The organism is Micromonospora sp. NBRC 110037, assembly GCF_001652995.1.
GTDB classification, from domain to species: Bacteria; Actinomycetota; Actinomycetes; order Mycobacteriales; family Micromonosporaceae; genus Micromonospora; species Micromonospora chalcea.
Genome location: NZ_BBVA01000002.1, coordinates 1,126,942 through 1,152,388 on the forward strand (window position 1 = coordinate 1,126,942; position 25,447 = coordinate 1,152,388).

Annotated in this window: 22 protein-coding genes and 2 riboswitches; of the genes, 8 read left to right on the forward strand and 14 right to left on the reverse strand. The window is 73.8% G+C overall.

All coding sequences use genetic code 11. The features are described from left to right. The first annotated feature begins 59 nt into the window (after positions 1–59). From A4R25_RS04050 to A4R25_RS04060, 3 genes are read left to right on the forward strand one after another with little or no spacing between them, the layout of a single operon-like run. Positions 60–1,196, forward strand: coding sequence for a glycosyltransferase (locus A4R25_RS04050; protein WP_223200994.1), 1,137 nt, complete (start codon positions 60–62; stop codon positions 1,194–1,196). A 14-nt stretch (positions 1,197–1,210) separates the two neighbouring features. Then, complete coding sequence (locus A4R25_RS04055) at positions 1,211–2,650, forward strand: condensation domain-containing protein (protein WP_064445649.1); 1,440 nt, start codon at positions 1,211–1,213, stop codon at positions 2,648–2,650. 38 nt (positions 2,651–2,688) lie between these two features. Then, positions 2,689–3,924, forward strand: coding sequence for an MFS transporter (locus A4R25_RS04060; RefSeq protein WP_064445650.1), 1,236 nt, complete (start codon positions 2,689–2,691; stop codon positions 3,922–3,924). A 21-nt stretch (positions 3,925–3,945) separates the two neighbouring features. On the opposite strand, the gene A4R25_RS04065 is transcribed toward A4R25_RS04060, so the two are convergent. After that, positions 3,946–4,974, reverse strand: coding sequence for a ribonucleotide-diphosphate reductase subunit beta (locus tag A4R25_RS04065; RefSeq protein WP_064445651.1), 1,029 nt, complete (start codon positions 4,972–4,974; stop codon positions 3,946–3,948). Beyond that, complete coding sequence (locus tag A4R25_RS04070; RefSeq protein ID WP_064445652.1) at positions 4,965–7,361, reverse strand: ribonucleoside-diphosphate reductase subunit alpha; 2,397 nt, start codon at positions 7,359–7,361, stop codon at positions 4,965–4,967. Before A4R25_RS04070 ends, A4R25_RS04065 begins: the two co-directional genes overlap by 10 nt. Positions 7,362–7,473: 112 nt before the next feature. Further along, a riboswitch (cobalamin riboswitch) is annotated at positions 7,474–7,690 on the reverse strand. A gap of 120 nt (positions 7,691–7,810) precedes the next feature. Between A4R25_RS04070 and A4R25_RS04075 the strand changes: the two genes are divergently transcribed. Beyond that, a complete protein-coding gene (locus A4R25_RS04075; RefSeq protein WP_043323375.1) occupies positions 7,811–8,638 on the forward strand; it encodes a PrsW family glutamic-type intramembrane protease in 828 nt (275 codons plus the stop codon). A 35-nt stretch (positions 8,639–8,673) separates the two neighbouring features. On the opposite strand, the gene A4R25_RS04080 is transcribed toward A4R25_RS04075, so the two are convergent. The 5 genes from A4R25_RS04080 to A4R25_RS04100 all read right to left on the reverse strand — a co-directional run bounded on the left by A4R25_RS04080 (position 8,674) and on the right by A4R25_RS04100 (position 12,769). Next, on the reverse strand, positions 8,674–9,300 hold the full coding sequence (locus tag A4R25_RS04080) for a LysE family translocator (protein WP_030499184.1): 627 nt from the start codon (positions 9,298–9,300) through the stop codon (positions 8,674–8,676). Positions 9,301–9,303: 3 nt separating this feature from the next. Continuing rightward, positions 9,304–9,816, reverse strand: coding sequence for an acyl-CoA thioesterase (locus A4R25_RS04085; protein ID WP_030499185.1), 513 nt, complete (start codon positions 9,814–9,816; stop codon positions 9,304–9,306). A gap of 130 nt (positions 9,817–9,946) precedes the next feature. Then, positions 9,947–10,148: riboswitch (cobalamin riboswitch) on the reverse strand. Between the two features lie 195 nt (positions 10,149–10,343). Beyond that, a complete protein-coding gene (locus A4R25_RS04090) occupies positions 10,344–10,946 on the reverse strand; it encodes a copper resistance CopC family protein (RefSeq protein WP_064445653.1) in 603 nt (200 codons plus the stop codon). A gap of 33 nt (positions 10,947–10,979) precedes the next feature. After that, positions 10,980–12,206: a Dyp-type peroxidase gene (locus A4R25_RS04095; protein ID WP_064445654.1), complete on the reverse strand. Its 1,227-nt coding sequence runs from the start codon at positions 12,204–12,206 to the stop codon at positions 10,980–10,982. Further along, a complete protein-coding gene (locus A4R25_RS04100; protein WP_064445655.1) occupies positions 12,203–12,769 on the reverse strand; it encodes a copper chaperone PCu(A)C in 567 nt (188 codons plus the stop codon). The genes A4R25_RS04095 and A4R25_RS04100 overlap by 4 nt, the downstream gene beginning before the upstream one ends. Positions 12,770–12,983: 214 nt before the next feature. Between A4R25_RS04100 and A4R25_RS04105 the strand changes: the two genes are divergently transcribed. Next, positions 12,984–13,385 (forward strand): Fur family transcriptional regulator, encoded by a 402-nt coding sequence (locus tag A4R25_RS04105; RefSeq protein WP_043323380.1) that lies wholly within the window; start codon positions 12,984–12,986, stop codon positions 13,383–13,385. Positions 13,386–13,431: 46 nt separating this feature from the next. Here the strand turns inward: A4R25_RS04105 and A4R25_RS04110 are convergent, their stop codons facing one another. From A4R25_RS04110 to A4R25_RS04125, 4 genes are all read right to left on the reverse strand, one after another. After that, positions 13,432–13,824 (reverse strand): SCO5389 family protein, encoded by a 393-nt coding sequence (locus A4R25_RS04110; protein WP_043323383.1) that lies wholly within the window; start codon positions 13,822–13,824, stop codon positions 13,432–13,434. Between the two features lie 141 nt (positions 13,825–13,965). After that, a complete protein-coding gene (locus A4R25_RS04115; protein WP_064445656.1) occupies positions 13,966–19,425 on the reverse strand; it encodes a carboxyl transferase domain-containing protein in 5,460 nt (1,819 codons plus the stop codon). A 232-nt stretch (positions 19,426–19,657) separates the two neighbouring features. After that, positions 19,658–19,888, reverse strand: coding sequence for a DUF2188 domain-containing protein (locus A4R25_RS04120; RefSeq protein ID WP_043323386.1), 231 nt, complete (start codon positions 19,886–19,888; stop codon positions 19,658–19,660). 86 nt (positions 19,889–19,974) lie between these two features. Beyond that, positions 19,975–21,354: a rhodanese-like domain-containing protein gene (locus A4R25_RS04125; protein WP_064446464.1), complete on the reverse strand. Its 1,380-nt coding sequence runs from the start codon at positions 21,352–21,354 to the stop codon at positions 19,975–19,977. Positions 21,355–21,544: 190 nt separating this feature from the next. Here A4R25_RS04125 and A4R25_RS04130 point away from each other — a divergent pair, with 190 nt between their 5' ends. The 3 genes from A4R25_RS04130 to A4R25_RS04140 all read left to right on the forward strand — a co-directional run bounded on the left by A4R25_RS04130 (position 21,545) and on the right by A4R25_RS04140 (position 23,167). Next, positions 21,545–22,195, forward strand: a complete 651-nt coding sequence (locus tag A4R25_RS04130) for a bifunctional 2-polyprenyl-6-hydroxyphenol methylase/3-demethylubiquinol 3-O-methyltransferase UbiG (RefSeq protein WP_064445657.1) — start codon at positions 21,545–21,547, stop codon at positions 22,193–22,195. A gap of 86 nt (positions 22,196–22,281) precedes the next feature. Further along, positions 22,282–22,896: a superoxide dismutase gene (locus A4R25_RS04135; protein ID WP_064445658.1), complete on the forward strand. Its 615-nt coding sequence runs from the start codon at positions 22,282–22,284 to the stop codon at positions 22,894–22,896. A 4-nt stretch (positions 22,897–22,900) separates the two neighbouring features. Further along, complete coding sequence (locus A4R25_RS04140; RefSeq protein ID WP_064445659.1) at positions 22,901–23,167, forward strand: hypothetical protein; 267 nt, start codon at positions 22,901–22,903, stop codon at positions 23,165–23,167. 16 nt (positions 23,168–23,183) lie between these two features. Here A4R25_RS04140 and A4R25_RS04145 read toward each other — a convergent pair whose 3' ends face one another. The 3 genes from A4R25_RS04145 to A4R25_RS31690 all read right to left on the reverse strand — a co-directional run bounded on the left by A4R25_RS04145 (position 23,184) and on the right by A4R25_RS31690 (position 25,446). Then, a complete protein-coding gene (locus tag A4R25_RS04145; RefSeq protein ID WP_231915424.1) occupies positions 23,184–24,410 on the reverse strand; it encodes a sugar efflux transporter in 1,227 nt (408 codons plus the stop codon). Positions 24,411–24,478: 68 nt separating this feature from the next. Then, positions 24,479–24,784, reverse strand: a complete 306-nt coding sequence (locus A4R25_RS04150; protein WP_013286808.1) for a DUF2470 domain-containing protein — start codon at positions 24,782–24,784, stop codon at positions 24,479–24,481. After that, complete coding sequence (locus A4R25_RS31690; RefSeq protein ID WP_064445661.1) at positions 24,781–25,446, reverse strand: heme oxygenase (biliverdin-producing); 666 nt, start codon at positions 25,444–25,446, stop codon at positions 24,781–24,783. The genes A4R25_RS04150 and A4R25_RS31690 overlap by 4 nt, the downstream gene beginning before the upstream one ends. Between the last annotated feature and the right edge of the window lies 1 nt (position 25,447).

Consider the following 25,447-nt stretch of genomic DNA (forward strand, 5'->3'; position numbering starts at 1 on the left):
TGGCCGCAACGGCCGGCGCTGTGTATCGGCGCTGTACCCCGGTGGTCGAACCTCGGGGCATGAGCCGATCCGCATCGCCCGTGGGCGAACCGACCGAACCCCGCGCCGTCACGCGCGGCGTCTCCGTGGTCATCCCGGTCAAGGACCGGGTGGCGGAGATGCGCCGCCAGCTCCGCAGTCTGCGCGACGCCGCCCCGAACTGCCCCGAGCCGGTGGAGGTGGTGGTCGTCGACGACTCGGCGCCCGCCGCGGCCGCCGCCCACCGGGCGGCCTGCGCCGAGTACGGCGCCCGCTACGTGCGCGGGCCCCGGCACGTCGGGGCCAAACGGAACCTGGGCGTCCGGCACGCCCGCCACGACCTGGTGCTGTTCACCGACTCCGACTGCCGGGTGCCGGCCGACCTGATCACCCGGTACGCGGCCCGGCTGCGCGCCTCCGGCGAGGAGGTCGCCGGCGTCACCGGCCCGGTGATCGTCGAGCCCGGCGACAGCGCGTTCTTCCGCGTGATGCGCCGCTCCTACCTGCTGCTCGGCGACCTGACCCGGCCGCTGCACTACGAGCGCGTGTCCTGGGGCGCCGGCGCGAACATGGCCGTCAAGCGCGCCGTCTTCGAGGCGGTCGGCGGGTTCCCGGAGGACTCCCCGATGCCGCTGGGCGGGGAGGACCTGCACCTCGGGCTGCTCCTCACCGACGCCGGCTACGTGCTGCTCACCGACCCGGACGGCGTGGTCACCCACGACACCGGCGTCGCCGACACCTTCCGCGCGGTCGCCTACCGGTTCACCACGTACGGGCGCTCCGAGCAGTGGCTCTGCCTGGCCCACCCGCACCGGCGCCGGTTCGTGCTCAACACCGCCAGCACGCTCGCCGTGACCGCGCTGGCCGGGCTGCTGACCGCCCGGCGCAGCGGGGGACGCAGCCTGCTCGCGGTGCCGGCCGTCGCGGCCGCCGTGATCGCCGCGAAGACGCCCGGCCGGCTCGGCGGCGACCGGGGACCGCGCGCGGTGGCCGAGTCGGCGGCCTGCGCGGCGATCGAGACGCTCTTCGACGGGGCCGCGTTCGTCACCTCGCTGCGGCTCGGCCGTCCCGACCTGCTCTTCACCGGCTTCCGCGCGCCGGACGAGGCGGACTACCAGCCGGACGAGACGGACCACCGGCCGGTCGCGCCGGTGGCCGCGCCGCCGGTGGCGGCCTGACGGGGGGAGTGGCAGTGCCGACGACGTACCCGCTGGCCCCCGGCCAGCAGATGATGTGGGAGTTCATGACCGCGCTCGACCCGGCCCGTCCCGGCGCCTCACGGCTCGTGGTGGTGGAGTTCCGCCGGTTGCGCGGCACGCTGCGGGTCGACGTGCTGCGGCAGGCGATGCAGGACGTGGTGGACCGGCACGACGCGCTGCGGATGCGGTTCGACCGCATCGGCGTGCAGCCCGAGGTGCGGATCCTGCCGCACGTGGAGTCGCCGCTGGAGTACGTCGACCTGTCCGGACTGCCGCCGGCCGAGCAGCAGGCCCGCGTCGAGCAGATCGCGTACGCGCACCGCAACGACGCGTTCGACCCCGGCCGGGCGCCGCTGTGGCGGGCCGCGCTGGTCCGGCTCTCCGCGACCGAGCACGTGCTCGCGCTCTGCTTCTTCCACATGGTCTCCGACGGCTGGTCGTGCCGCGTCGTGGTGGAGGACCTGTGCCACGCGTACGCGGCCCGGCTCGGCGCGGCCGACCCGCAGCCGCCGCTGGGCGTGGACCCGGCCGCGCTCGCCGCGCTCCAGGAGGCGGAGCAGTCCGGCAACGGCGTCGACGCCGCCGCCCGGGCCGCGTACTGGCGGGACCGGCTGCGGCCGGTGGAGCCGTACCAGCTCTTCCCGGCGTCGCCGCCGGCGCCGGACGTCGCGCTCAGCGCCGAGGTGGCCACCCGCTTCGCGTTCCCGCCCGAGATCACCGCGCGGCTGCGCCCGGCCGCACGGCGGGCCCGCACCAGCCCGTACGTGCTGCTGCTCGCCGCGTACCTGGTGCTGCTGTCGCGGCGGGCCGGCCGGTCCCGGGTGGTGCTGGGCACCACCACGCTGGGCCGGGAGAGCCCGCTGTCCCGGCAGCTCGTCGGGCAGTTCACCAACAACGTCTACCTGCCGGTCGACGTCGCGCCGGACGCGCCGATGAGCGCTGTGGTCGACGTCGCGCACGCCTCGCTGGCCGGGGCCGTCGCGCACGCCACCGCGTACCACCGGCTGGCCCGGGCGGTCCGTCCCGGCTTCGCGGCGATCCGCCCCTGGCCGGACAACCACCTGTTCGACGCCTGGTTCCAGTCCGCCGCGTCGGCGTCGCCGGTGCTGCACTGCCCGGATCTGCGGGTGGAGCCGGTCGACATCACCGCCCGGGCCGCGCCCGGCACCCCGCCGCCGGTGGTCGCCGCCGACGTGCCGCCCGAGTGTCTGCCCGTCTGGGTCAAGCGGGGTTCACCGATCGTCGTGGTGGACGACGACCGGGCCGGCGGCGTGGTGATCCGCAACCGGGGTGTCTTCGGCGACGACCTGGTACGCGGGCTGATCGACGACTACGTCGCGGTGGTCTCGGCGCTCGTCACCGACCCCGGCACCACACCGGAACGGGTACGCCTTCCTGACGGTGCGTGCTTCCTCGACCACGCGATCGGGTAGGAGTTCCGACGGACCGATCCCAGAGAGGTACGACGACCATGACGGACACCTCGACGAACCAGCACACGACGGAGCAGCCCGCGCCGCCGGTGCCCCGCTCGGCCGTACGGGCCCGCTGGTCGGTGGCGCTGCTCTTCGTCATCATGGGCCTGGCCATCGGCGGGTGGTCGGCCCGCGTGCCGGAGGTGCGGGACGCGGTAGGGGTCGGCAACACCGGCTGGGGCCTGGCGAACATCGCCACGAACGCGGGGGAGCTGGTCTCCCTGGTCGTGGTGGCGGTGCTGATCAGCCGCATCAACACCCGCCGGCTGGCGCTGGCCGGGGCCGCGCTGATCCTGCTCAACGCGCCGCTGCTGGCCGCGTCCACCACTGTGGTGGCGCTGGTCGGCGGGCTCGCGGTCTGGGGCTTCGCGGCGAACCTGCTGGCCACGCCGATGAACGCCCAGTCGGTCGAGGTGCAGAAGCGGTACGGGCGGCCCATCCTGTCCACGTTCCACGCGGGCTTCAGCATCGGCATGCTGGTCGGCGGCCTCTGCGGCACCGGGGCCGCGGCGATCGGGATGTCGCCGTCGGCGCAGATGGCCGTCACCAGTGTCCTGCTGGGCGCGCTGCTGATCGCCACGCACCGCTGGCTGCCCGACACGCCCCGCCAGGAGACCAAGGACGGCGAGGCGCGGCGCCGGCTGCGTGACCGGTTCACCCCGCAACTGCTGCTGCTCGCGGTGATCGCCTTCCTCGCCTCGTTCATCGAGATGGCCGGCGCCCAGTGGAGCGCGCTGTACGCGACCGAGGTGGCCGGCGCCACGGCGGTGCTCGCCGCGGCCACGTACACCTGTCTCTCGCTGGCCGCGACCGTCGCCCGGCTGTTCGGCGACCGGCTGGCCGGCCGGGTCGGGCGGATCCGCTTCGTCCGGCTGTCCGCGCTGGTCGCGACAGCCGGCGTGGCGCTGCCGGTGGCGTACCCCCATCCGGCGGCGGTGATGGCCGGGTTCGGACTGCTCGGGTTCGGCCTGGCGTGCGTGACCCCGACGGTGCTCGGCTTCGCCGGTGAGCAGCCGGGCCTCACGTCCGGCGAGGGCGTCTCCGTGGTGGCGATGGGCCAGTGGCCGGGCGCGCTGCTCGCGGCGCCGGTGATCGGCCTTCTCGCCGGCGCGCTGGACCTGCGTACCGCGTTCGTGGTGGTGGCCGTGCTGGCGCTCGCCGTGGTGGCGTTGATCGGGCGGGTGCGGGCGGCGGCGCTGCCCGGCGAGAGCCCGGCCCCGCCCCGGCCGTGACGGCCGGGGCGGGGGCGGCGGTCAGAAGTCGTCGTCGAACGTGACGCTGCCGGTCACGCCGACCTGGTACGCCGACACCCGACGCTCGAAGAAGTTGGACAGCTCCTGCACGTCCTGCAACTCCATGAACGCGAACGGGTTGGCGCTGCCGTACATCGGGGCGATGCCGAGCACCGCCAGGCGCCGGTCGGCCACGTGCTGGAGGTACTCGCGCATGTCCGCCAGCGACATCCCCGGCACGCCCTGGCCCAGCAGGTCCGCGGCGAAGCTCACCTCGCACTCCACCGCCTCGGCCAGCATCTCCTTCACCTGCTTCTCCATCTCGGCGTCGAACAGGTCCGGTTCCTCGGCGCGTACGGTCTCCACCACGTCGAAGGCGAACGCCATGTGCATCGACTCGTCCCGGAACACCCAGTTGGTGCCGGAGGCCAGCCCGTTGAGCAGGCCCCGGGAGCGCAGGAAGTAGACGTAGGCGAACGCGCCGTAGAAGAACAGGCCCTCGATGCACGCGGCGAAGCAGATCAGGTTGAGCAGGAACGCCCGCCGGTCGTCGCGGGTCCGCAGCTCGCGCAGCTCGAAGATCGAGTCGATCCACCGGAAGCAGAACTCGGCCTTGCGGGCGATCGACGGGATGTTCTCCACCGCGGCGAACGCGGCGAACCGTTCCTTCTCGTCCGGCACGTACGTGTCGAGCAGGTTCAGGTAGAACTGGACGTGCACCGCCTCCTCGAACAGCTGCCGGGACAGGTAGAGCCGGCCCTCGGGCGAGTTGACGTGCTGGTAGAGGTTGAGCACCAGGTTGTTGGCGACGATCGTGTCGCCGGTGGCGAAGAACGCCACCAGCCGCGACACCAGGTGCCGTTCGGCGGGGGACAGCTTCGCCAGGTCGGCGAGGTCCGAGTGCAGGTCCACCTCCTCGACCGTCCAGGTGTTCTTGATCGCGTCCTTGAACCGGTCGAAGAAGCGCGGGTAGCGCATCGGCCGCAGGGTCAGGTCCATGCCGGGGTCGAGCAGCATGTGCCGGGTCGGTGCGGTGGTGGTCACTGGCATGCCTCGCAGCTCTCGGGGTTCTCCAGGGAACAGGCCAGCGCCTCGTCGTCGCTCACGGCGGAGACCACGCCGGGCACCGGGGCGGGCACCGGGGCGACGGTGGCCTGCTGGATGCGGGTGGCGGGACGGGAACGCAGGTAGTAGGTGGTCTTCAGCCCGGCCTTCCAGGCGTACAGGTACATCGAGGACAGCTTGCCGATGGTCGGCGCGCTCAGGAACAGGTTCAGCGACTGGGACTGGTCGACGAACGGCGCCCGCGCGGCGGCCAGGTCGATCAGCGCCCGCTGCGGCAGCTCCCAGGCGGTGCGGAACAGCTCCCGCACCGGCGCGGGCAGTTCGGTGATGTCCTGCACCGAGCCCTCGGCCCGCTTGATCCGGTCGCGGACCTGCGGCGTCCACAGTCCGCGGGCCTTCAGCTCCCGCACCAGGTACGTGTTGACCTGGAGGAACTCCCCGGACATCGTCTCGCGCTTGAACAGGTTGGACACCTGCGGCTCCACGCACTCGTAGCAGCCGGCGATGGAGGCGATGGTGGCGGTCGGCGCGATCGCCACCAGCAGCGAGTTGCGCAGCCCGCCTGCGGCGATCCGCTCACGCAGCGCCGCCCACCGTCCGGCCTGCGCCGGCTCCGCGCCCCACAGGTCCGGGTGCAGGTCACCCTTCGCGGCCCGGGTCTGCGGGTACGCCGGATGCGGCCCGAACTGCTCGGCCAGCCCGGCGGAGGTCTCCAGCGCGGTCAGCAGGATCTCCTCCTGCACCCGGGTGGACAGCTCCTTCGCCTCGGCGGAGTCGAACGGCAGGCGCAGCGTGAAAAACGCGTCCTGCAACCCCATCAGGCCGAGCCCGACCGGCCGCCAGCGCGGGTTCGACGCCGCCGCCTGCTCGGCCGGGTAGTAGTTGATGTCGATCACCCGGTCGAGGAACACCACAGCGGTGCGGACCGTGGCGCGCAGCCGCTCCCAGTCCACCCCGTCGGCGGTGACGTGGGCGCCGAGGTTCACCGAGCCGAGGTTGCACACCGCCGTCTCGGCGTCGTCGTTCACCTCCAGGATCTCGGTGCACAGGTTGGACAGGTGGATCACGTTGCCCGGCTCACCGGTCTGGTTGGACAGCCGGTTCGCGGCGTCCTTGAACGTCATCCAGCCGTTGCCGGTCTGTGCGAGCGTGCGCATCATCCGCCCGTACAGGTCCCGGGCCCGTACCGTGCGGACCGCGTTCTTCTCGGCCGCCCGGTACGCGGCGTCGAACGCCTCCCCGTACAGGTCGGGCAGCTCCGGGGCGTCCGACGGATCGACGAGCGACCACTCGCCGTCGGCCTCGACCCGGCGCATGAACTCGTCCGGGATCCAGTTGGCCAGGTTGAGGTTGTGCGTACGCCGGGACTCCTCGCCGGTGTTGTCCCGCAGCTCCAGGAACTCCTCCACGTCCGGGTGCCACGGCTCCAGGTAGACGCAGGCCGCGCCCTTGCGCCGGCCGCCCTGGTTGACCGCGGCCACCCCGGCGTCGAGCGTCTTGAGGAACGGCACGATGCCGTTGGACCGGCCGTTCGTGCCCCGGATCAGCGCGCCCCGGCCGCGCACCCGCGACCAGGCGATGCCGATGCCGCCGGAGAACTTCGACAGCTTCGCCACCTGGTGGTAGCGCTCGTAGATCGAGTCAAGCTCGTCGCGCGGCGAGTCGACCAGGAAGCACGACGACATCTGGGTGTGCCGGGTGCCGGAGTTGAACAGCGTGGGGGAGCTGGGCAGATAGGCCAGGCTGGACATCAGCCGGTAGAAGCCGACCGCCTCGCCCGGGGTGCGGGACAGTCCGCAGGCCACCCGCAGCAGCCAGTACTGCGGCGTCTCCACCACCAGCCGCGACTGCGGGTGCCGCAGCAGGTAGCGGTCCGCGACAGTGCGCAGTCCGAAGTACTCGAACCGCCTGTCGCCGTCCGGGTCCACGGCGTCGTCGAGCTTGCGCGCGTGCCGGGCGACGAACGCGGCCGTCTCGTCGCCGATCAGCCCCAGCCCGTGCGCGTACGCGATCGACTGGCTGAAGCTCGCCACGCCCTGACCGCGGACCTCCTTGTCCACGTACGCGGCCAGCAGCCTTGCCGCCAGCTTCGAGTACTGCGGCTCCTCGCCGATCAGCTCCGCCGCGGTCTGGATCGACAGCCGGTCCAGCTCGGCGGTGGTCGCCCCGTCGTAGAGCCCGCTGATCGTCTTGGTGGCCACCCGCAGCGGGTCCACCTCGTCCAGGTCGGCGACCCAGCGTTCGACCGCCCGGACGATCTTGCCGACGTCCACCGGCTCGGTGTCGCCGTCCCGTTTGCGTACCCGCATCGCCGGCCGGCGGGCCTCGGACCCGCCGCCGGTGGCCGGCGGGCTTTCCTGCACGACAGTCATGACCTCTCCTCGCTGTCACCGTCTGGAGACGGCGGGAGACGCCAACGGGCACGGCGCGGCCGGCCCGGCTGCTGGCGTCGGTCGTCCCGCGCGACCTCCGGCCGCCGTACGCGGAGGCGCACGGCGCGCTGGCAGGTCTTCGGACTCGCGGGCCCGACCGGGGTCGCCGGTCGCCTACCGGCCGTCGCTTCCCAGGCCGGTGGCCCAGTGCTGTTGACGGCTGTCGTTCCCACTCACCGCTGCGGGGCAGTCCCGGATTTCCACCGGGTTCCCTCTTGCCTCGGCCCCGCCCCGGAGGGCTCGGCCGAACCAGCTGCGGCACCACCATATATGGCGGTGGGGGCGGTTGGGCAACACCAGATGTCGTGTCGGGCGTGTCGCATGGATCTCACTGTCCACAGTGCCTACCCCCGATGCCGGCGCTCGCCGCCGGGCGCGATACTCGGCGTATGGGGAATACCGGACGCCGCTGGGCGTGGGTGGCGGTCCTGCTCGTCGGCGTCGGGCTTCACCTGCTGGTGCTGGAGACACTGTCCGGCACCGGCACCGTCACGTTCGTACCGGCGCTGATCGTGCTCGGCGCGTGCGTCGCGCCCGCCACGTTCCTGGCCTTCGCCCAGGGGCGGCCGGCCCGCCGCCCGGTCCCCGGCTCCGTCGTCGGCGTCGCCGCGCTTCTCGGCGGCGTGGTCGGCGTGGTCGCCGCCGGCTGGCTGGAGTACGGCACGCTGCACCGCCTCGGCGTCCTGCCGATGGCGCTCGTCGGCCTGGCCGAGGAGACCGCGAAGCTGATCGTGCCGGCCGGCATCCTGCTGCTGTGGCGGCGGCACCGGTCACCGGCGCAGGGCCTGGTGATCGGCGTGGCCTCCGGCGCCGGGTTCGCCGCGCTGGAGACCATGGGGTACGCGTTCGCCGCGTTCGTCGGGTCGGAGGGCAACCTCGGCGCCGTCGAGCGGACGCTGCTGGTTCGCGGTCTCACCGCGCCCGCCGCGCACCTGGCCTGGACCGGGCTGACCGCCGCCGCGTTGTTCACGTTCGCCGCCGCGCCCGGCGGCCGGAGACTGGCGGCGTTCCTGCTCACCTTCGCCGCCGCCGTCACGCTGCACACCTGCTGGGACACGTTCGGCACGCAGCCCGCGTACGTGTTCATCGGCGGTGTGTCGCTGGGCTGGGTGCTGCTGCGCCTGCACCTGGACCGCGAGCGGCCCGCCGCCCCGCCCCGGGCGCCGGAGCGTGATCCTCACCAGCTCGCCGAGGTGGCGGGGTCGGAGCCCTCCTGATGCCGCCATCTCGGCGAGCTGGAGTCGAGCAAGCGTCAGCCGGCGGCCAGCCGGACACCGAGCGCGACGAAGGCGACAGCGCAGAGCCGGTCGACCCGCCGCGACCAGCGGCTGTCGCCCCAGCGGCGGGCGAACCGCCCGGCGCCCACGCCGAGAGCCAGGTCCACGGTGAGCTGCACCGCGACGAACAGCGCGCCGAGCAGCACCAGCTGTGCCGCCACCGGGCCCGCGTCGGGCCGGACGAACTGCGGCAGGAACGCCACGCTGAACAGGATCATCTTCGGGTTGAGCAGGTTCGTGAGCAGCCCGCGCCGGAACGCCCGCCCGGCGCCGCCGCCGTCCGCCCCGTCCGCCGCGACGCCGGGCCGGCCCGTGCCGCGCAGCGCCCGCAGGCCCAGCACGATCAGGTACGCCGCACCGGCCCACCGGATCGCGGTGAACAGCACCGGGGACGCGGCGATCACGGTGGCGAGTCCGGCCACCACGGCGGCGACGTGCACCGCCTCCCCGGCCGCGACCCCGAGCGCCGCCACCGCCCCGGCCCGCGCGCCGTACCGGGTGGCGTTGGCGAGCACGAACATCATGTCCGGCCCGGGGGTGAGCATGAGCACCACGATCGCGGCCAGGTATCCCGCGAGCGTGGCCGCCGACAGTCCGAGCACGCCTCAGCCCTCCTCGGCGCCGTCGAGCAGCGCCCGGCGCAGCGCCAGCCGGTGTTCGCGCCGGATCTGCGCCTCCCGGTAGCGCCGCCGGTCACCGTCGGTGCCGGGCAGCAGCGGCGGCACCGGCCGGGGCTGGCCCTCGTCGTCCACGGCCACCATCACCAGGTGCGCGGTCGCCACGTCCACCGGCGGCACCGCGCGGTCCCAGCGGTCCGCGCTGACCTTCACGGCCACCTCCATCGAGCTGCGGCCGGCCCAGGTGATCCGGGCGTCCACGTGCACCACGTCACCGACGCGGACAGCGCGCAGGAAGGCCGTCTCGTCGATGGCGGCGGTGACGGCCGGTCCGTCGGAGTGGCGGGCGGCGACCACCCCGGCGACCGAGTCGATCAGGTTGAGGATCCGGCCGCCGTGCACCGTGCCCATCAGGTTGGTGTGGTGCTGGTCCATGATCTGCGACAGGGTCAGGTGCGACGCCGACGGTGGTCGGCCGGTGAGGGTGATGGCATCGGTCACGGTGCGGTTCCGTCCTCGCAGAAGCGGACCGCCGACCGGACGGGGGAGTTGCACGTCGAGGCACGCCGACGGCTCCCGCCCGGCGTGTCACCCGCCCGACCCACCCGCGAGGTCGACGGCAGCGCGCACCGGTGGTACGCGCGACGCGGGCAGGTCTTCGGACTCGCGGGCCCGACCGGGGTCGCCGGTCGCCTACCGGCCGTCGCTTCCCAGGCCGGTGGCCCAGTGCTGTTGACGGCTGTCGTTCCCACTCACCGCTGCGGGGCAGTCCCGGACTTCCACCGGGTTCCCTCTTACGACACCCGGCCGTCGCCGACCGGGTGAACCAGCGCTCCCGGCAGCCTAACCCAGCCCCGACCCGCCCTCGCCGCGACCCGCGTTCCGCCCTTCGGCGCACTGCCCCCGGCCGTCCCACAGGCGCGCAGGCTCCGGCACACCCGGTGCCGCCCCGCATGCGCCGTCCGCATGGCGGGACGTCTCTCCCGCTCATCAGGAAGCCGGGCGGACCCGCGTCAGCGGGCGACGGGTCAGGAGGCGCGGCGGCGTCGAAGCAGTAGCGCGGTCACGCCGGCTGCCGCCACCGCGGCGACCGCTCCGCCGACCAGGATTCCCACCGGCAGACCGCCGTCGTCGGCGCCCGTCGAGGCGTCGGCACTCGCCGGAGACGCGTCCGCGCCTGCCGCAGCGCCCGCCGAGACGTCTGCGGAGGCGGCCGGCGAGGGAGTGGCCGGTGACGGGGCGGCCGCCGGGGGAGCGGCCGGGTCGGCGACGGTGAAGCGGTACGAGCCCTGGACCGGGTGGCCGTCGCGCGAGACCACGCGGTAGGCGACGGTGTAGGTGCCGTTGGCCAGCGGCTCCTCGATCGTCACCGTGCCCGTCGCGCCGTCCACGGCGGGCGCGCTCGCGGGCACCTGACGGTCGGTGGAGTCGCGCAGCGTGATGGTGGTGAAGGCCGGGTTGAGCCGTTGCAGGAACCGCAGCGTCACCTGCGTCGGCGCGGTGGTGAGCCGGGCGTCGCGGACCGGCGTGGCCTCCTGCAGCGAGTTGTGCGCCGCCGCGGGCGTGGCCGGGACCAGCAGCGCCGCGGTGAACAGCGCGGCGAGGAGTGCGGAGACGGTACGGGTACGCATGACGCGCCTTCCTGGTCGTGGTCAGCGTCGTGGTCAGCCGAGCAGTTGCTGGCCGATCCAGCCGCCCTCGGGGCAGCCGGGCGGTACGGCGAACACGGCGGAGCCGATCGGGGTGGTCCACTCGTTGAGCAGGTCCCGTTCGGCCAGCCGCCGCTGGATGGGCAGGAACTGCCGGGCGATGTCGGCCTGGTACGCGGCGAAGACGAGCCCGCTGTCCGCGTGTCCCTCGGCGGTCGGCGCGCCGTCGTAGTTGTAGGGCCGGCGCAGGATCTTCTGCCGGTCGTCGGTGACGCGGGCCCGGGTCAGGTGCGAGAAGTCCGGGATCACGGTGAGCCCGTCCGGTCCGAGCGCGGCGAAGTCGGGCTCGTCGTGCTCCGCCTCGCCGGTCAGCGGCGCGCCGGTGTCGAGGCGCCGGCCCACCGCGAGTTCCCGGTCGGCGCGGCCGAGCAGGTCCCAGGTCTCCAGGTTCATGCTGATCCGGCGCACCACCAGGGTGGTGGAGTCGCGCAGCCAGTCCGGCCCGTCGGTCACCCAGACGGCGGTGTCCGCCGACACGCCGGGCTTCGGGTTGGCGGTGCCGTCGAGCTGGCCGAACAGGTTGCGCTGGGTGCGTCCGGGCTCGGCGCCGGCGGCCCGGCGGAAGCCCTGCTGCACCCAGCGGACGGTGGCGAACGGGCGGCTGTCCTTGGTCAGGACCCGTTGGGCGTGCGCGACGGTGAGCGGGTCGTCCGCGCAGATCTGCAGCAGCAGGTCGCCGCCGGACCAGCGGGGCTGCAACCGGTCGATCCGGAACGCCGGCAGGTCGGCCACCGACGTGGGGCGGCGGTCGTCGAGCCCGGCGGCGGCGTAGAGCCCGGGGCCGAAGCCGAACGTGACTGTCAGCCGGGCCGGCAGCAGGCCCAGTTCCGGCTCGGTGTCGGCCAGCGCCGGGCGACCCTGGGTGAGTCGGGCGGCGTCGTCGGAGAGCAGTCGCAGCATCCGCCCGAGCGCGGCCCGGTTCGTGTCCGGGCGCAGCGTGAACGCGACGAACGCGGCGTGCGCCTGGGGCTCGGTGGTGACACCGGACTGGCGCGCGCCGTGGAACGGCTCGACAGCGCTGCCGACCTGGGCCACCGGGACGGCGTCGTCGGGGCGTACCCCGTGGGAACGGAGGGCGGCGAGGGCACCCGCGCCGGCCAGCGCGCCCCCGGCGGCCGCCGCGCCGCCGGTGAGCAGGCCGCGCCGGCTGACCCGGCGCGCGGGCGCGCCGGTTCCGGTCATGACGCGGGGCTCGCGCCGTGTCCGGGCGCGTACGTCTCCTGGGCGCCGGTGAACGGCTTGGCCACCGCGGTGAACGTCTGGGTGCGCCCGTCGGCGAAGGTGAGCGTGACGTCGAGCTGGTCGCCGGGGCGCACCGGGCGGGTCAGGTCCATCAGCATGAGATGGTCGCCGCCGGGCTCCAGCGCGGCCTGGGACCGGGCGGCGACCACGACGCCGCCCTGCTTCTGCCGCATCGCCATCTTCCCGTCGGTCATGGCCATCTCGTGGATCTCGGCCCGGGACACGTCGGTGGTCACCCCGGTGATCGTGACGTCGGCGTCGCCGTCGTTGACGAGCGTGGCGAACGCGGCGGTCATGCCCCTGTCGGCGGCCTTCACCCACGGGTCGCGGATCGTCAGCACGCCCGCTGCCGCGCTCGCCGGGGCCGAGGCGGGCGCCGACGCCGACGGCGCGGTTGTGGGCGTGGCGTCGGCGGAGCCGCAGGCGGCGACGGACGCGGCCAGGACGGCGGCGCCGATCAGGGCCGCCGTGCGTGGGAAGCGGCGGCTGGTGGTGCTGGGCATGCGGTCGTCCCCTCGAAGATCCGGTGTTCGTACCGTTGGTCGGGGCGGCGCCGCGGATAGTTCCGGCCCGGGGAGTCGGTCGCGTCACATGCCACCCGGGCTCACCGCGACCGGGGACCGGGGAGCGCCCGGAAGGCATAATGGTTCCGGGTGTCACGTGGCGCGCCGGGCGCGGCCGTGGCCGGAGAGGGCGCCCGGACGAGGGAGGCGGACGGTGACGGCGACGACCGGGGCGACCCGCAACACCCGGCAGCGCGCCGAGGTGCTGGCGCTGCTGCGGGAGCTGGACGGCTTCCACAGCGCGCAGCAGTTGCACCAGATGCTCGTGCAGCGGCAGGCGAAGGTGGGTCTGACCACCGTCTACCGGACGTTGCAGCTGCTCGTCGACAACGGCGAGATCGACTCGGCGCGGCTGCCTGGCGGCGAGCACCTCTACCGGCGGTGCAGCCAGAGCCGCCATCACCACCACCTGGTCTGCCGCCGCTGCGGCCGTGCGGTGGAGGTGGCCGGCCCGGCCGTGGAGCGGTGGGCCGACCAGGTCGCCGCGCAGCACGGTTTCACCGACGTCGGGCACACCCTGGAGATCTTCGGCACCTGCGACCGCTGCGCCGCCTGAGCCACCGCCGCGGGCGGGCGGTGACCCGCCCGCGCCGGACCGCCGGTCAGCAGTTGCGCAGCGCCGGTGACTGGTTCAGCAACTGGCCGCGGCTGGAGGTGAACCGGCGGTACGCCTCGGAGCCGGCCGCGCCGGGGCGGAACGCGGCCACCCGGTGGCAGTTCTGGAACGCCAGCGTGATCCCGAAGTGCCGCTCCAGGCCGGCGCGGATCGCGTCGCTGGCCATCGCGCGCAGCAGTTGCCCGCGCTCGGCGTCGCCGGGCGGCGGTACGACGTTGTCGGCGAACTCGGCGTCGGTCGCGGCCAGGTCGGCGGCGACCCGGCTGACCGTCTCCCAGGCGTACGGCAGGGAGTCGCGGACACAGGCGACGAACGCCTCCTCGTCGACGGGACCGGTCTCGGCGGCGTGCAGCAGGGCGGGCGGAACGGTGAGCGACATGGGTCCTCCGGCAGCTCTAACGAACACGGTTTCCATTACCATCTGAGCACACCATGTCACCGGACGACCGTCAAGGACCGGCGCACGCGAAACGGCGGACGGACCCGAAGGCCCGTCCGCCGTGGGACGTCGCGGAACGTGTCAGCGCAGGTGCGCCTCGATCGCCTCGATGACCCGGGGCCGCAGCTCGGCGGCGCGGATCACCGCGTCGACCGAGCCGACCTCGACCGCCCGCTGGATGCTGTGCACCCGGTCGAACTCGGCGGCCACCTCGCCCAGCTTCTCCGCCCGCACCGACCCGCGCAGCTCGTCCAGCTCCGCGCTGAGCGTGGCCCGCTCGGTACCGGTGGCGGACGCCACCCGGCCCTCCAGCTCGCGTACCCGGGAATCGGCCGCGGTGCGGGCGGCGACCTCACCGGCGAACACCACGGCGGCGGCCGGCGCGCCACCGAGCACCGAGGCGAACGACCCCTCGATCGCCAGCACCGTCATGTCCGGGTTGAGCGCCTTGGAGAAGACCACGAACGCGCCGCCGTGATAGCGCGAGATCACGCAGAACACGATCGGGCCGCGGAAGTTGACGATCGCCCGGCCGATCTCCGCGCCGTACTCCAGCTGGAGCTTGCGCATCGACTCGGGTGAGCCGTCGAAGCCGGACAGGTTCGCCAGCACGACCAGCGGCCGGTTGCCGCTGGCCGCGTTGATCGCCCGCGCGGCCTTCTTCGACGAGCGCGGGAACAGCGTGCCCGCGGTGTAGGTGTCCGGGCCGTCGGTGGGCGGGAAGCCGTGCCGGGGCACCGACCGCGACTCGATGCCGAGCAGGCACACCGGGATGCCGCCCAGGTGCACGTCCTGCACCACAGCGGTCTCCGCGTCGGCCATGCCCGCCCACCGCTCCAGCACCGGATGGTCCTGGTCGGCGAGGGCCCGCATGACGGTACGGATGTCGAACGGCTTCTTGCGGTCCGGGTTCGCGGTGGCGGAGAAGATCTCGCCCACCGTGGCGAAGTCGCTGCCGGCCACCGCGTGCGGGTAGCCGCAGATGTCCCGGTCCACCGGGTCCATGGTGACGGCCCGGCGCGGCGCGTGCTCGCCCGGCACGACGTACGTGTGGTCGTAGTGCGCCATCAGCACGTCCCGCGCGCCCGGCAGGTCCGGCGCCCAGTACTGCGCCTGCCCGTTCGGGCCCATCACCCGGTCGTAGCCGCCGATGCCGAAGTTGTCCTCGGCGGACACGCCGCCGGAGAAGTCCAGCGACTGCTTGCCGGTGAGCACCATCGCCGAGTCGGGCGTCATGACCAGCACGCCCTTGGTGTGCATGAGCATCGTCGCCTCGGCGTTCCAGTACGGCTGGGCGCCGACGTTGATGCCCGCGACCACGATGTTGATCTCGCCGCCGTCCTGGGTGAACTCGACGATCCGCTTCAGCGCCGCGGCCACCCAGTCCATGTTCTCGGTGCCGGAGGTCATCGAGATCCGGGCGCCGGCGCTCAGCGCGTACCACTCCAGCGGCACGCCCATCCGCTGCGCCAGGTCCAGCGCGGCGATCACCCGCCGGCACTCCGGCTCGGACAGCGCGCCGAGCGACTTGGTCGGATCGCCGAGCAGCACCACCCGGGTCACGCCCTGCGGGTGGCGGGGCGTCGGCGTGGTGACCACGCCGGCCACGATCGCCGCGCTGTTGCGGCCCTTGGGCCGGTCCACCGGCACCAGCTGGTGGTCCGCGTCCAGGTCGTGCTCGACGAAGTCGCCCAGCAGCCCGGTCAGCTCGTACGGGTAGACGGTGTTGCGGCTGGCCGCCCGCAGCACCTTCAGCCGGTACTCGTCCAGCGGCTCGACCGGCTCGCTCGGCGGCTCACCCACGTCCAGCCGGGCGTGCCCGGTGACGTCGAAGGTGATCCGCACGCCGACCTTGGTCAGCTCGCCGGTACGGCGGTCGCGCTGGCGCGCGATGAACAGGATCTCCTCCAGCTCCGCGCCCACCGTGGTGGGGCGTACCCGGCCGGCGATCAGCTCCATCTCCTCGCGGGTCAGCTCGCTGGGCGGCCACACGTAGATGACGATCCGGTTGGTCGGGAACCGCGACTTCGACGGCCGCCGCGACTGCGCCCGGCGGATCGAGTCGATGCAGGCCGCCACCGTGTCCTCGGTGGTGGGCAGCGACACCAGGCGGCCGTCCTGCTCCCGCAGCCCGGTCAGGTCGCGTACCTGCGCGAACGCGACCAGCCGCTGGTCGGACGGGTTCTGCCGGGCCACCGCCTGGAACAGGTAGACCTCCTCGTCCAGCGACGGCAGGCGGGTCAGGTCGAACTCGCGCAGCCGCTCCAGCTGCATCCGCTGCGCGATGTGCGGGTGCAGGCCGCGGATCAGGCGCTCCTCGGCCATCCCGTTTTCGCCGGGCCGGAACGTGAAGTGGTGGTGCATCACCGCGCCGCCGCGCCCGGCGACGGTGGTGGTGATCCGGCGTACCGCCGCCGGCAGCGGGTGCGCGTTCAGCACGTCGAGCAGCGCGGCGGCGGTGGCGTCGAAGTCCTCGGGCTGGTTCTCCCAGGACAGGTAGACGTCCGCGTCGACGGCGTCGCGGTCGCCGGCCACCTCGGCCAGTCCGCGCAGCGCGTCGCCGAGCGCGTCGAACCGCACCGCCGCCGACACGACGCTCGAACCGTCCCGCCCGGCCACCACGAACGTGCAGCCACCGGTGGCCCGGGTGGTGACCTCGGTGAGCGCCTTGTTGCCGTAGTAGCGGCGGGTCAGCACCTCCAGCATCGTCGCGTTGTCCAGGTCGTCGCGGACCAGGCGCTGGCCGAGCAGCCGGACCAGCGGCTCGGTGCTGCGTACCATCTCGGCGACCCGGTCGGCGCGGTCCGGCGCGTCCGGGTGCGTGTCGAGGTGCCGCAGGTGCGCGCGGACCCGCGCGTAGACCCGGGCCCGGTTGCGGCGCAGCAGCGGCTGGGCGAACCAGGCGAACACCACGCCGCGCGCCAGGTCGGCGACGACCGGGAAGCGGACCTGGGTGGCCGCGACGAGACGCTCCAGGGTGAGGCCGGCGGGCTCGCGCAGCGCCTCGTCCGGCGGCGGCTCGCGCAGCCACGAGCGCAGCAGCGCGGCGATCACCGTGGCGTCCGCGGCGGCCCGCTGCAGGGCCAGGAAGATCCGGAAGACCGCGGCCTCCAGCTCGGGGGAGCGGTCCAGCTCGGTGACGCCGTAGTGGGCGAGCGCCTTGGCGAGGCGGGCCCGAAACGAGTCCGGGGAACCGGCCCGCTCGACGTCGAGGCTCTGCAGGTAGGTGTGGAAGTACTCGCGGGCGCTGTGCACGTGCCCGGCCGGCCCGTCGTCGCCGGGACGGTTGCGGCTCAGCTCCGCCAGGTCGGCGAAGACGCCGACCAGTTCCAGCTCCTCGGCCAGCGGCCGGTGCCCGGCCTCGGTGGCCGCCCGTCGCGCGTCCAGGTAGTCGTCGAGCACCCGGCGCTCGTCGTGCGGGTCGACGTCGTAGCCGAGCAGCAGCGCGCACAGGTCCTCCTGGCCGCGCTCGGCCCGGGACCGCGCCGGCACGTCCGCCGCAGGCGCCGGCAGGTCCAGCTCGACAGCGGGACCGGCCGGGCCGTCGGCGGCCTCGGCGCCTTCCTCCACGAGCGGCTCCAGACGCAGCAGCGGCGCACCCGCCTCCACCTGGGTGCCGACCTGAACCGACGACTCCTTGAGGCGGGCCCGGAACGGCGCGCGCAGCACCGTCTCCATCTTCATCGCCTCCAGCACCAGCACCGGCGCGCCGGCCTCGACCTCCGCGCCGACCGCAAGCGGCGTGGCGACCACGAGCGCCGGCATGGGGGAGCGCACCACGCCGCCCTCGTCGCGGCTGATCCGGTGCGTCACGCCGTCGACCTCGACCAGGTGCACCGGGCCGTGGGTGTCGGTGAGCAGGCGGAACCGGGCGCCGTTGACGGCGATCTGGCCGGTGTGCCGGTCGAAGCGGTCCAGCTCGACGTCGGCAGTGCGCACGTCGCCACCGGCCTCGACACCGACCCGGAACCGGTGCGCGCCGACCCGGGCCACCCGCATCCGGTAGGTCACGCCGCGCAGCTTCAGGTCCAGGGGCCGGCCGCTGCGGTGCTGCACCTGCGGGCGTCCACCCGCCGCTGTGGACAGCAACCGCTGCCGCTCGGCGGTCTCGTCCTCCTCGTACGCCTCGATCGCGGCGGCGGCGAGCGCGACGGCGGAGTGCCGGTGCGCGACCAGGCGGCCCTCGCCGCGTACCCGGTCGATCCAGCCGGTGTCCGCGCTGGCGTCGATCACCTCGGGCTGGTCGAGCAGGTCGAGCACGAAGCTCTTGTTCGTCGCGCCGCCGGCGATGACCACTGTGGTGTTCGCCATCGCCCGGCGCAGGCGGCCCAGCGCCTCGTCCCGGTCCCGGCCGTACGCGATGATCTTGGCGATCATGGAGTCGAAGTCGGCCGGGATGGTGTCGCCCTCGCTGACTCCGGTGTCGACCCGGATGCCCGGCCCGGCGGGCAGGTCCAGCCGGGTGATCCGGCCGGGGGAGGGCGCGAAGTCGCGGTCCGGGTCCTCGGCGTTGAGCCGCGCCTCGATCGCGTGCCCGCGCTCGACCGGCGGCTCGCCGGTGAGCCGGCCGCCACCGGCCACGTGCAACTGCGCCTTGACCAGGTCGAACCCGGTGGTCGCCTCCGTGATCGGGTGCTCGACCTGAAGGCGCGTGTTGACCTCCAGGAAGGCGAACAGCCGGTCGCCCGGGTGGTAGAGGAACTCGACAGTGGCCGCGCCCCGGTAGCCGACCGCCACCGCCAGGCGCTCCGCCGAGGCCTTCAGCTCCGCCGCCTGCTCCGGGGCGAGCACCGGCGACGCGGACTCCTCGATCACCTTCTGGTTGCGCCGCTGCACCGAGCAGTCCCGTACCCCGAGCGCCCACGCGGTGCCCTGGCCGTCGGCGATCACCTGCACCTCGACGTGCCGGGCGCCGGTGACCAGGCGCTCCAGGAACACCACGCCGCTGCCGAACGCCCGCGCCGCCTCCTGGCTGGTGCGCTCGTAGGCGTCGGCCAGCTCGGCGTCGCTGCGGATCACCCGGATGCCGCGCCCGCCGCCACCCGCCGTGGCCTTCAGCATCAGCGGGTAGCCGATGTCGGCCGCCGCGCGCAGCGCGTCCTCCAGGCTCTCCACCGCGCCGCGGCTCCACGGCGCGACCGGCACGCCGACCTCCTCGGCGATCAGCTTCGCGCCGATCTTGTCGCCGAGCTTGCGCATGGCGTCCGGGCTCGGCCCGACGAACGTCACGCCGATCTTCTCGCACAGCTCGGCGAACGCCGGGTCCTCGGCCACGAAACCCCAGCCGACCCAGGCGGCGTCCGCGCCGGTCTCCACCAGCGCGCGTTCCAGCGCCTTCAGGTCCAGGTACGGGCGGGCGGACGCGGGGCCCAGGTCGTAGGCGACGTCCGCCTCGCGGACGAAGGTGGCGGTACGGTCGACGTCGGTGTACAGCGCGACGGTCTCGATCCGGCTGCCGGTCTCCGCGGCCAGTTCCCGGACCGCGTGGATGAGCCGCATCGCGGACTCACCACGGTTGACGATGGCGACACGGGTGAACACGTGACCGTCCCCTTCGATAGAACCACGGTGGCGCGCCGGGCGGCGACGATGCCCCCGGCTTGCCTCACCCTTCCGCCTGCGCGCGTACGGCGCCATGTCGTAACGGCCGAAGCCTGAGCGGGAGCCGTTGTAGGAACCGAACAAAACTTTTTAGCCAGCCACTCACTACCCGCCGGTACGCGCTACGGCGCCGGACCCGTGCGGGTCCGGCGCCGTGACGTGCGTGCGGGGCTCAGCCCGGAATGTCCCGGGGGTCGCGCTCGCGGGGGTACGTGTTCTTCTCGCCGATGGTGCCGTCCTGCTTCTTGATCACGTGCTCGGTGCCGCGCTCGACCGCCATCTCCCGGCCGGCCGCCTCCGCCTCCGCCTTGGTGTCGTGGCGGCTGCTCGCGCGCTCGTTGCCCTCCGGGCGGTTCTTCCACTGCCCGTCCTGCTGGTAGGTGTCGATGTCGCCCTTCGCCATGCCGTCAGCTCCCTCGATCGCGTGTCCGATGACAAATGTCTGCCCATGCGAGGGGAGTGCTAATCCTGGCGGCCCGGATCCGTGCCTCACGCCGTGGCGTGCAGGTCCTGCCAGGCGCCGTAGCCGCCGAGCAGATCGGACACGTCGGCGTGACCGGCGTTGCGCAGCAGGCTGGCGGCGACCGAGGAGCGGTAGCCGCCGGCGCAGTGCACGACGATCGGGCGCCCCACGGGCACCTCGCCGAGGCGGTGGGTCAGCTCGGCCAGCGGGATGTGCCGGGAACCGTCCACCGCGCCCTGCTCCCGCTCGCCGGCGTTGCGGACGTCCAGCACCACCGGCGCGTCCGGGCCGTCGAGGGCGTCGCGCAGTTCGGTGGCGGTGATCCGGCTGGCCCGGGTCATCTCGGTGACCATCTCCAGGAAGGCGTTGTCGGGTTCGCGGAGGTAGCCGATCACCCGGTCGAAGCCGATCCGGGCGAGGCGGACGACGATCTCCTCCTCGCGGTCCTGCGGGGCCACCACGAGCACCGGCCGGTCGGGAGCGACGACGCTGCCGGCGGTCTCGGCGAACCTGCCGTCGGCCGGGACGTTGAGCGCGCCGCGCAGGTGCCCGGCGGCGTACTCCTGCGGGTCGCGGGCGTCGACCACGACGGCGCCGTCGGCCCGGGCGGCCAGGAACTCGGCCGGGGGGAGCGGGCGGGCCGGCCGGGCGTGGTCGAACAGCTCCCGCGCCTTGCGGTTGAGCACCGCGTCGAAGGCGAAGTAGCCGGGCGCGGCGGGCTGACCGCCGGTGACCAGGGCGAGGAAGCGCTCCTGGCTCATCGGGGCGCAGGCGTAGTTGGTGCGGCGTTGCTCGCCGATGGTGGACTGCCGTTCGGTGGACAGGTTCTTGCCGCAGGCCGAGCCGGCGCCGTGGGCGGGGAAGACGCGCACCTCGTCGGGTAGGCCCATCAGCTTGTGCTGCACGCTGTGGTAGAGCATGCGGCCGAGTTCCTCGGCGGTCACGCCGAGCGAGGCGAGCAGGTCGGGGCGGCCCACGTCGCCGATGAACAGCGCGTCGCCGGTCAGCACGCCGTACGGGACCGGGTCGTCGGCGCGCTCGTAGACCAGGATGCTGATCGACTCCGGCGTGTGGCCCGGGGTCTCCATGATCTCCAGGGTCACGTCGCCGAGGCTGATCCGTTCGCCGTCGGTGAGCTTGCGGCTCGGGTACTCGGTCTCGGCCCGGTGCCCGTAGCCGATCCACGCGCCGGTCGCGGCGGCCACCTCAAGGTGCCCGGCGAGGAAGTCGGCGTGGAAGTGGGTGTTGATGACGCCCTCGATCGTCAGGCCGTGCGCCTTGGCGTCGGTGAGGTACTCGTCGATGTCCCGGCGGGGGTCGACGAGCACGGCCCGGCCGGTGCGGTCGTCGGCGATCAGGTACGAGGCCTGGGACAGGCAGTCGAGGTAGTACTGGGTGAACAACATGAGCCGCACTCCTTCGCGCAGTGATGTCGGGCGATACGACAACTGTAGCGCATACCCCGGGGGGTATATTCCGAGGCGGCTGCCGCCCGGAAGTATTTGCCGGAACGGCAAGGTTCCTTGCTGCCCGATGGCCCCCGGCGCACGATGGTGGGGCCCGGGCGGCCCGACGCCCGGCGGCGAGGAGGCGGACATGACGGGGCACCACCACGAGCACCCGGCGGCGGACACCGACCCGGCCCGGTTCTGGGACGAGCGATACGGCCAGCGGGACCGGATCTGGAGCGGCCGGGTCAACCCGGTGCTGGCTGAGGTGGCCGGCGCGCTGCCCCCGGGCACCGTGCTCGACCTGGGCTCCGGTGAGGGCGGCGACGCGGTGTGGCTGGCGTCGCGGGGCTGGCGGGTCACCGCCGTGGACATCTCGTCGGTCGCGCTGGACCGCCTCGCGGTGGAGGCCGAACGGGCCGGCGTGGCAGACCGGATCACCACCGTCCGGCACGACCTCACCCAGGGCTTCCCGCCCGGCCGGTACGACCTGGTGTCCGCGCAGTTCTTCCAGTCGCCGCTGGTCCTGCCCCGGGAGAAGGTGCTGCCCCCGGCGGCCGAGGCGGTCGCTCCCGGCGGCCGGCTGCTCGTGGTCGAGCACGGCGCGCCGCCGCCCTGGGCCGGGCCCGACACCGGCCACCACCGGTTCGCCGAACCGGAGGAGATTCTGGCCGCGATGAGCCTCGACCCGGACGGCTGGGACACCGAGCGGCTGGGCGCGGCGCGCCGTACCGCCACCGGCCCGGACGGGCAGACCGGCGAGCTGATCGACCACGTGGTGCTGGTGCGGCGCCACTGACCGGACGCGCGGGATGGGAGCACCGTCGGCCACCTTGTTGCACTATGTTGGCAACAGCAAAGATGCAGCAACAAAGTGGAGGATCGATGGCGCTCTACACCCTGCCCGACATGCCCTACGACTACGGCGCCCTGGAGCCCGCCATGTCCGGCGAGATCCTGGAACTGCACCACAGCAAGCACCACGCGGCGTACGTCAAGGGCGCCAACGACGGGCTGGAGCAGCTCGCGGAGGCGCGTGCGAAGGGCGACTTCGGCCGGCTGGTCGGGCTGGAGAAGACGTTCGCGTTCAACCTGTCCGGGCACGTGCTGCACACCATCTTCTGGGGGAACCTGTCGCCGGACGGCGGTGACCGCCCGGACGGCGAGCTGGCCGCGGCGATCGACGAGCACTTCGGCTCGTTCGACGCGTTCGCCGGCCAGCTGTCGGCGGCAACGAAGAGCGTGCAGGGCTCCGGGTGGGGCGTACTCGCCTGGGAGCCGCTGGGACAGCGACTGATCGTCGAGCAGGTCTACGACCACCACGGCAACGTCGGCCAGGGCACCACGCCGCTGCTGGTCTTCGACGCCTGGGAGCACGCCTACTACCTGCAGTACCGCAACGTGCGTCCGGACTACGTGGACCGGCTGTGGAACCTGGTGAACTGGTCGGACGTGATCGCACGCTTCGACGCCGCCCGCGCCGCGACGCCGAAGATCTGATCCGGTGAGCGGGCCCACCCCCGAGGCGGCGGAACTGGTGCAGCGCGCCGCCGGGGTGATCGCGGCCAAGCACCGGGGTGACCTCGCCGGTGCCGAGGATCTGCTCGCCGCGTTCCCCGGCGAGCAGGCCCGGACCCTCGGCTTCTACCTGCTCGCCGACCTGGCTCTCGGCCTGGTGCGGGCGAGCAGTGGGCAGAGCATGGACGACCTCGTCCGGGAGTTGTCCCTGCTGATCGCGGCCACCGCCGGCCGCCCGCCCGCCCCGAGCTGATCCCGGTGCCCGTGGGTCACCCGCCCACGGGCACCGACCCGGCCGCCCGCGCGGGCGGCCGGGTCAGCACCAGCACCAGCAGCCCGGCCGCGCACAGCGCGGTGCTCATGCCGTACGCCCACCGGTAGCCGACCTGCGCGGAGAGCCCGAGCAGCGGCCCGGCGAGCATCGCGCCGATCGGAAACGTGTTGGTGAACAGCGTGGTGGCCCGGCCCGGCTCGCCCGGCAGCAGATCCTGCACGTAGGCGATCCCGACACCGGACACCGCGGCGATGAACAGCGCGTTCACCGGCTGCGCGAACAGCAGGAACGGCACGCTCGGCGCCAGCGCGGCGGCCGCGTAGTAGGCGACCCCGCAGGCGCCGCCGACCAGGATCAGCGGCCGCAGCCGGACCCGCGCGGTCAGCGCGCCCAGCCCGAGGATCAGCGGGATCTCCAGCGCCGCGCACAGGCCCAGCACCAGCCCGGCGCGGGAGGGGTCGTCGTGCAGTTCGGTGTCGATGAACAGCGGCATCGCCTGCACACCGACCGTCAGCGGACACTGAAGCAGCACGAACGTGAGCGCCGTCAGCGCCAGCCGCAGCCGGGACGCGCCGCGCGGGCCGGGCGCGGCGCCGTCCGGATCGGCCGCGACCGGCCTCGCCGGCAGCGGCAGCTCCTCCAGCCGGAACGCGGCCACCAGCGCGGCCAGCGCGTACATGACGGCGGCCATGCCGTAGACCAGGCGGAAGCCGCCGACGTCGAGCAGCACCGCGGCCAGCGCCGGCCCGGCCACCCAGGCGACCGAGAACACGGTACGCATGAGGCTGACGCCGAACGCCGCCCGCGCCGGATCGTCCCTGTCGAACAGCGCCCGGGTGTACGCGAACGACTGCGGGAACAGCGAGTTCGCCAGCGCGGTGGCGGTCGCGGTCAACCCCAGCAGGATCCAGTAGTCCCGGACGTACGCGGTCAGGCCCGCGCCCAGCACGCCGGCCAGCGCGGCGCCGACCAGCAGCGCGCGCCGGATCGGCAGGCGGTCCGACAGCCGGCCGATCAGCGCGGAGGCGACCACCCCGGACAGCGGCGCGACGACCAGGAACACGGTCACCCGTAACGGACTGGCGTGGACCTCCCGGTCGAGGAACAGCGACAGGAACGGCAGCACCACGGCGGTGGACAGACCGACGGTCAGGAAGACCACACCCAGCGGGAGCAGCCGGAATCGGCCGGCGCGCACCGCCGGCCTCGTGTCCACAGCCATGCGGCGGACTGTACGCCGCGGCGGCGCGGCGGCCGACCGGGTTTCCGCGGCCCGGACGGTCCCGGCGCTCAGCCGGCCGGGCGGGGCGGTACGCCGGCCCGGTCGCAGGCCTCCCGGTACATGCGCACCACCTCCCGGCGGATCTGCGCCCGTTCGGTGAGCCGGTGGGCGAACGGGACGCGCACCGGAACCTCCGTGCCGCCGACGGTGACGGCGAAGTCGATGCCGTCGGCGTCCAGGCCGGTGGTGCGGGCCGCGGTGGCGTCCGGCCGGCCGCCGAGCGTACGGCAGATCAGCAGCGCGTCCCCGGCGTGGTCGTCGTTCATGTGCCGGCTGACGGCGGCGACCACCTCCGGCGGGAAACCGGCGCTCACGCGGCGCCCTCCCGGCTGCCCGCCGCCACCAGGCGACCCAGGTCGGTGAAGACCGCGATGTTGTGCTCGTACGCCACCAGCACCTCGTCGCGCAGCGCCGCCCGGCCGGTCTCGTCCAGCGCGAGCGCGTCCAGCCTCGCCCGGTAGGCGTCCTTGTACGACTTCGGATCGGTGATCCGCGGGAAGCGGTAGAACGACGCCCCGGCCTCGCCGGTCACCCCGTAGTACCGGGCCACGCAGCGCCCGATGTGCCGCCCGCCGGACAGGTCGCCGAGATAGCGGATGTAGTGGTGCGCGATGAACCGCTCGGGCGATCCGGCGCAGGCCGAGGTGATCCGCGCGGCGTACGCGACAGCGGCCGGGACCGGCTCCATCACCTCGCGCCAGCGCGGGCCGAGCAGGAACCGCAGGTCGGCGGCGAGCGCGGGCAGCCGGGTCAGCGCGTCGTCGACGAACGGGCCGGCCAGCGGGTCCTCGCGCATCGTCTCCGCGACGCCCTCCAGCGCCGCGTAGATGCCGTGGTGCGCGACGACGAGCGCGGTGTAGCCGGCCACGTCGAGCTCACCGGCGGTGAGCGCGGAGACGTACCGCTGGGACTCGGCGCTCTGGTGCGCGTCGCGGGTCTCGGCGCGCAGCCGGGCCGCGAACGTCTGTGTATCCATC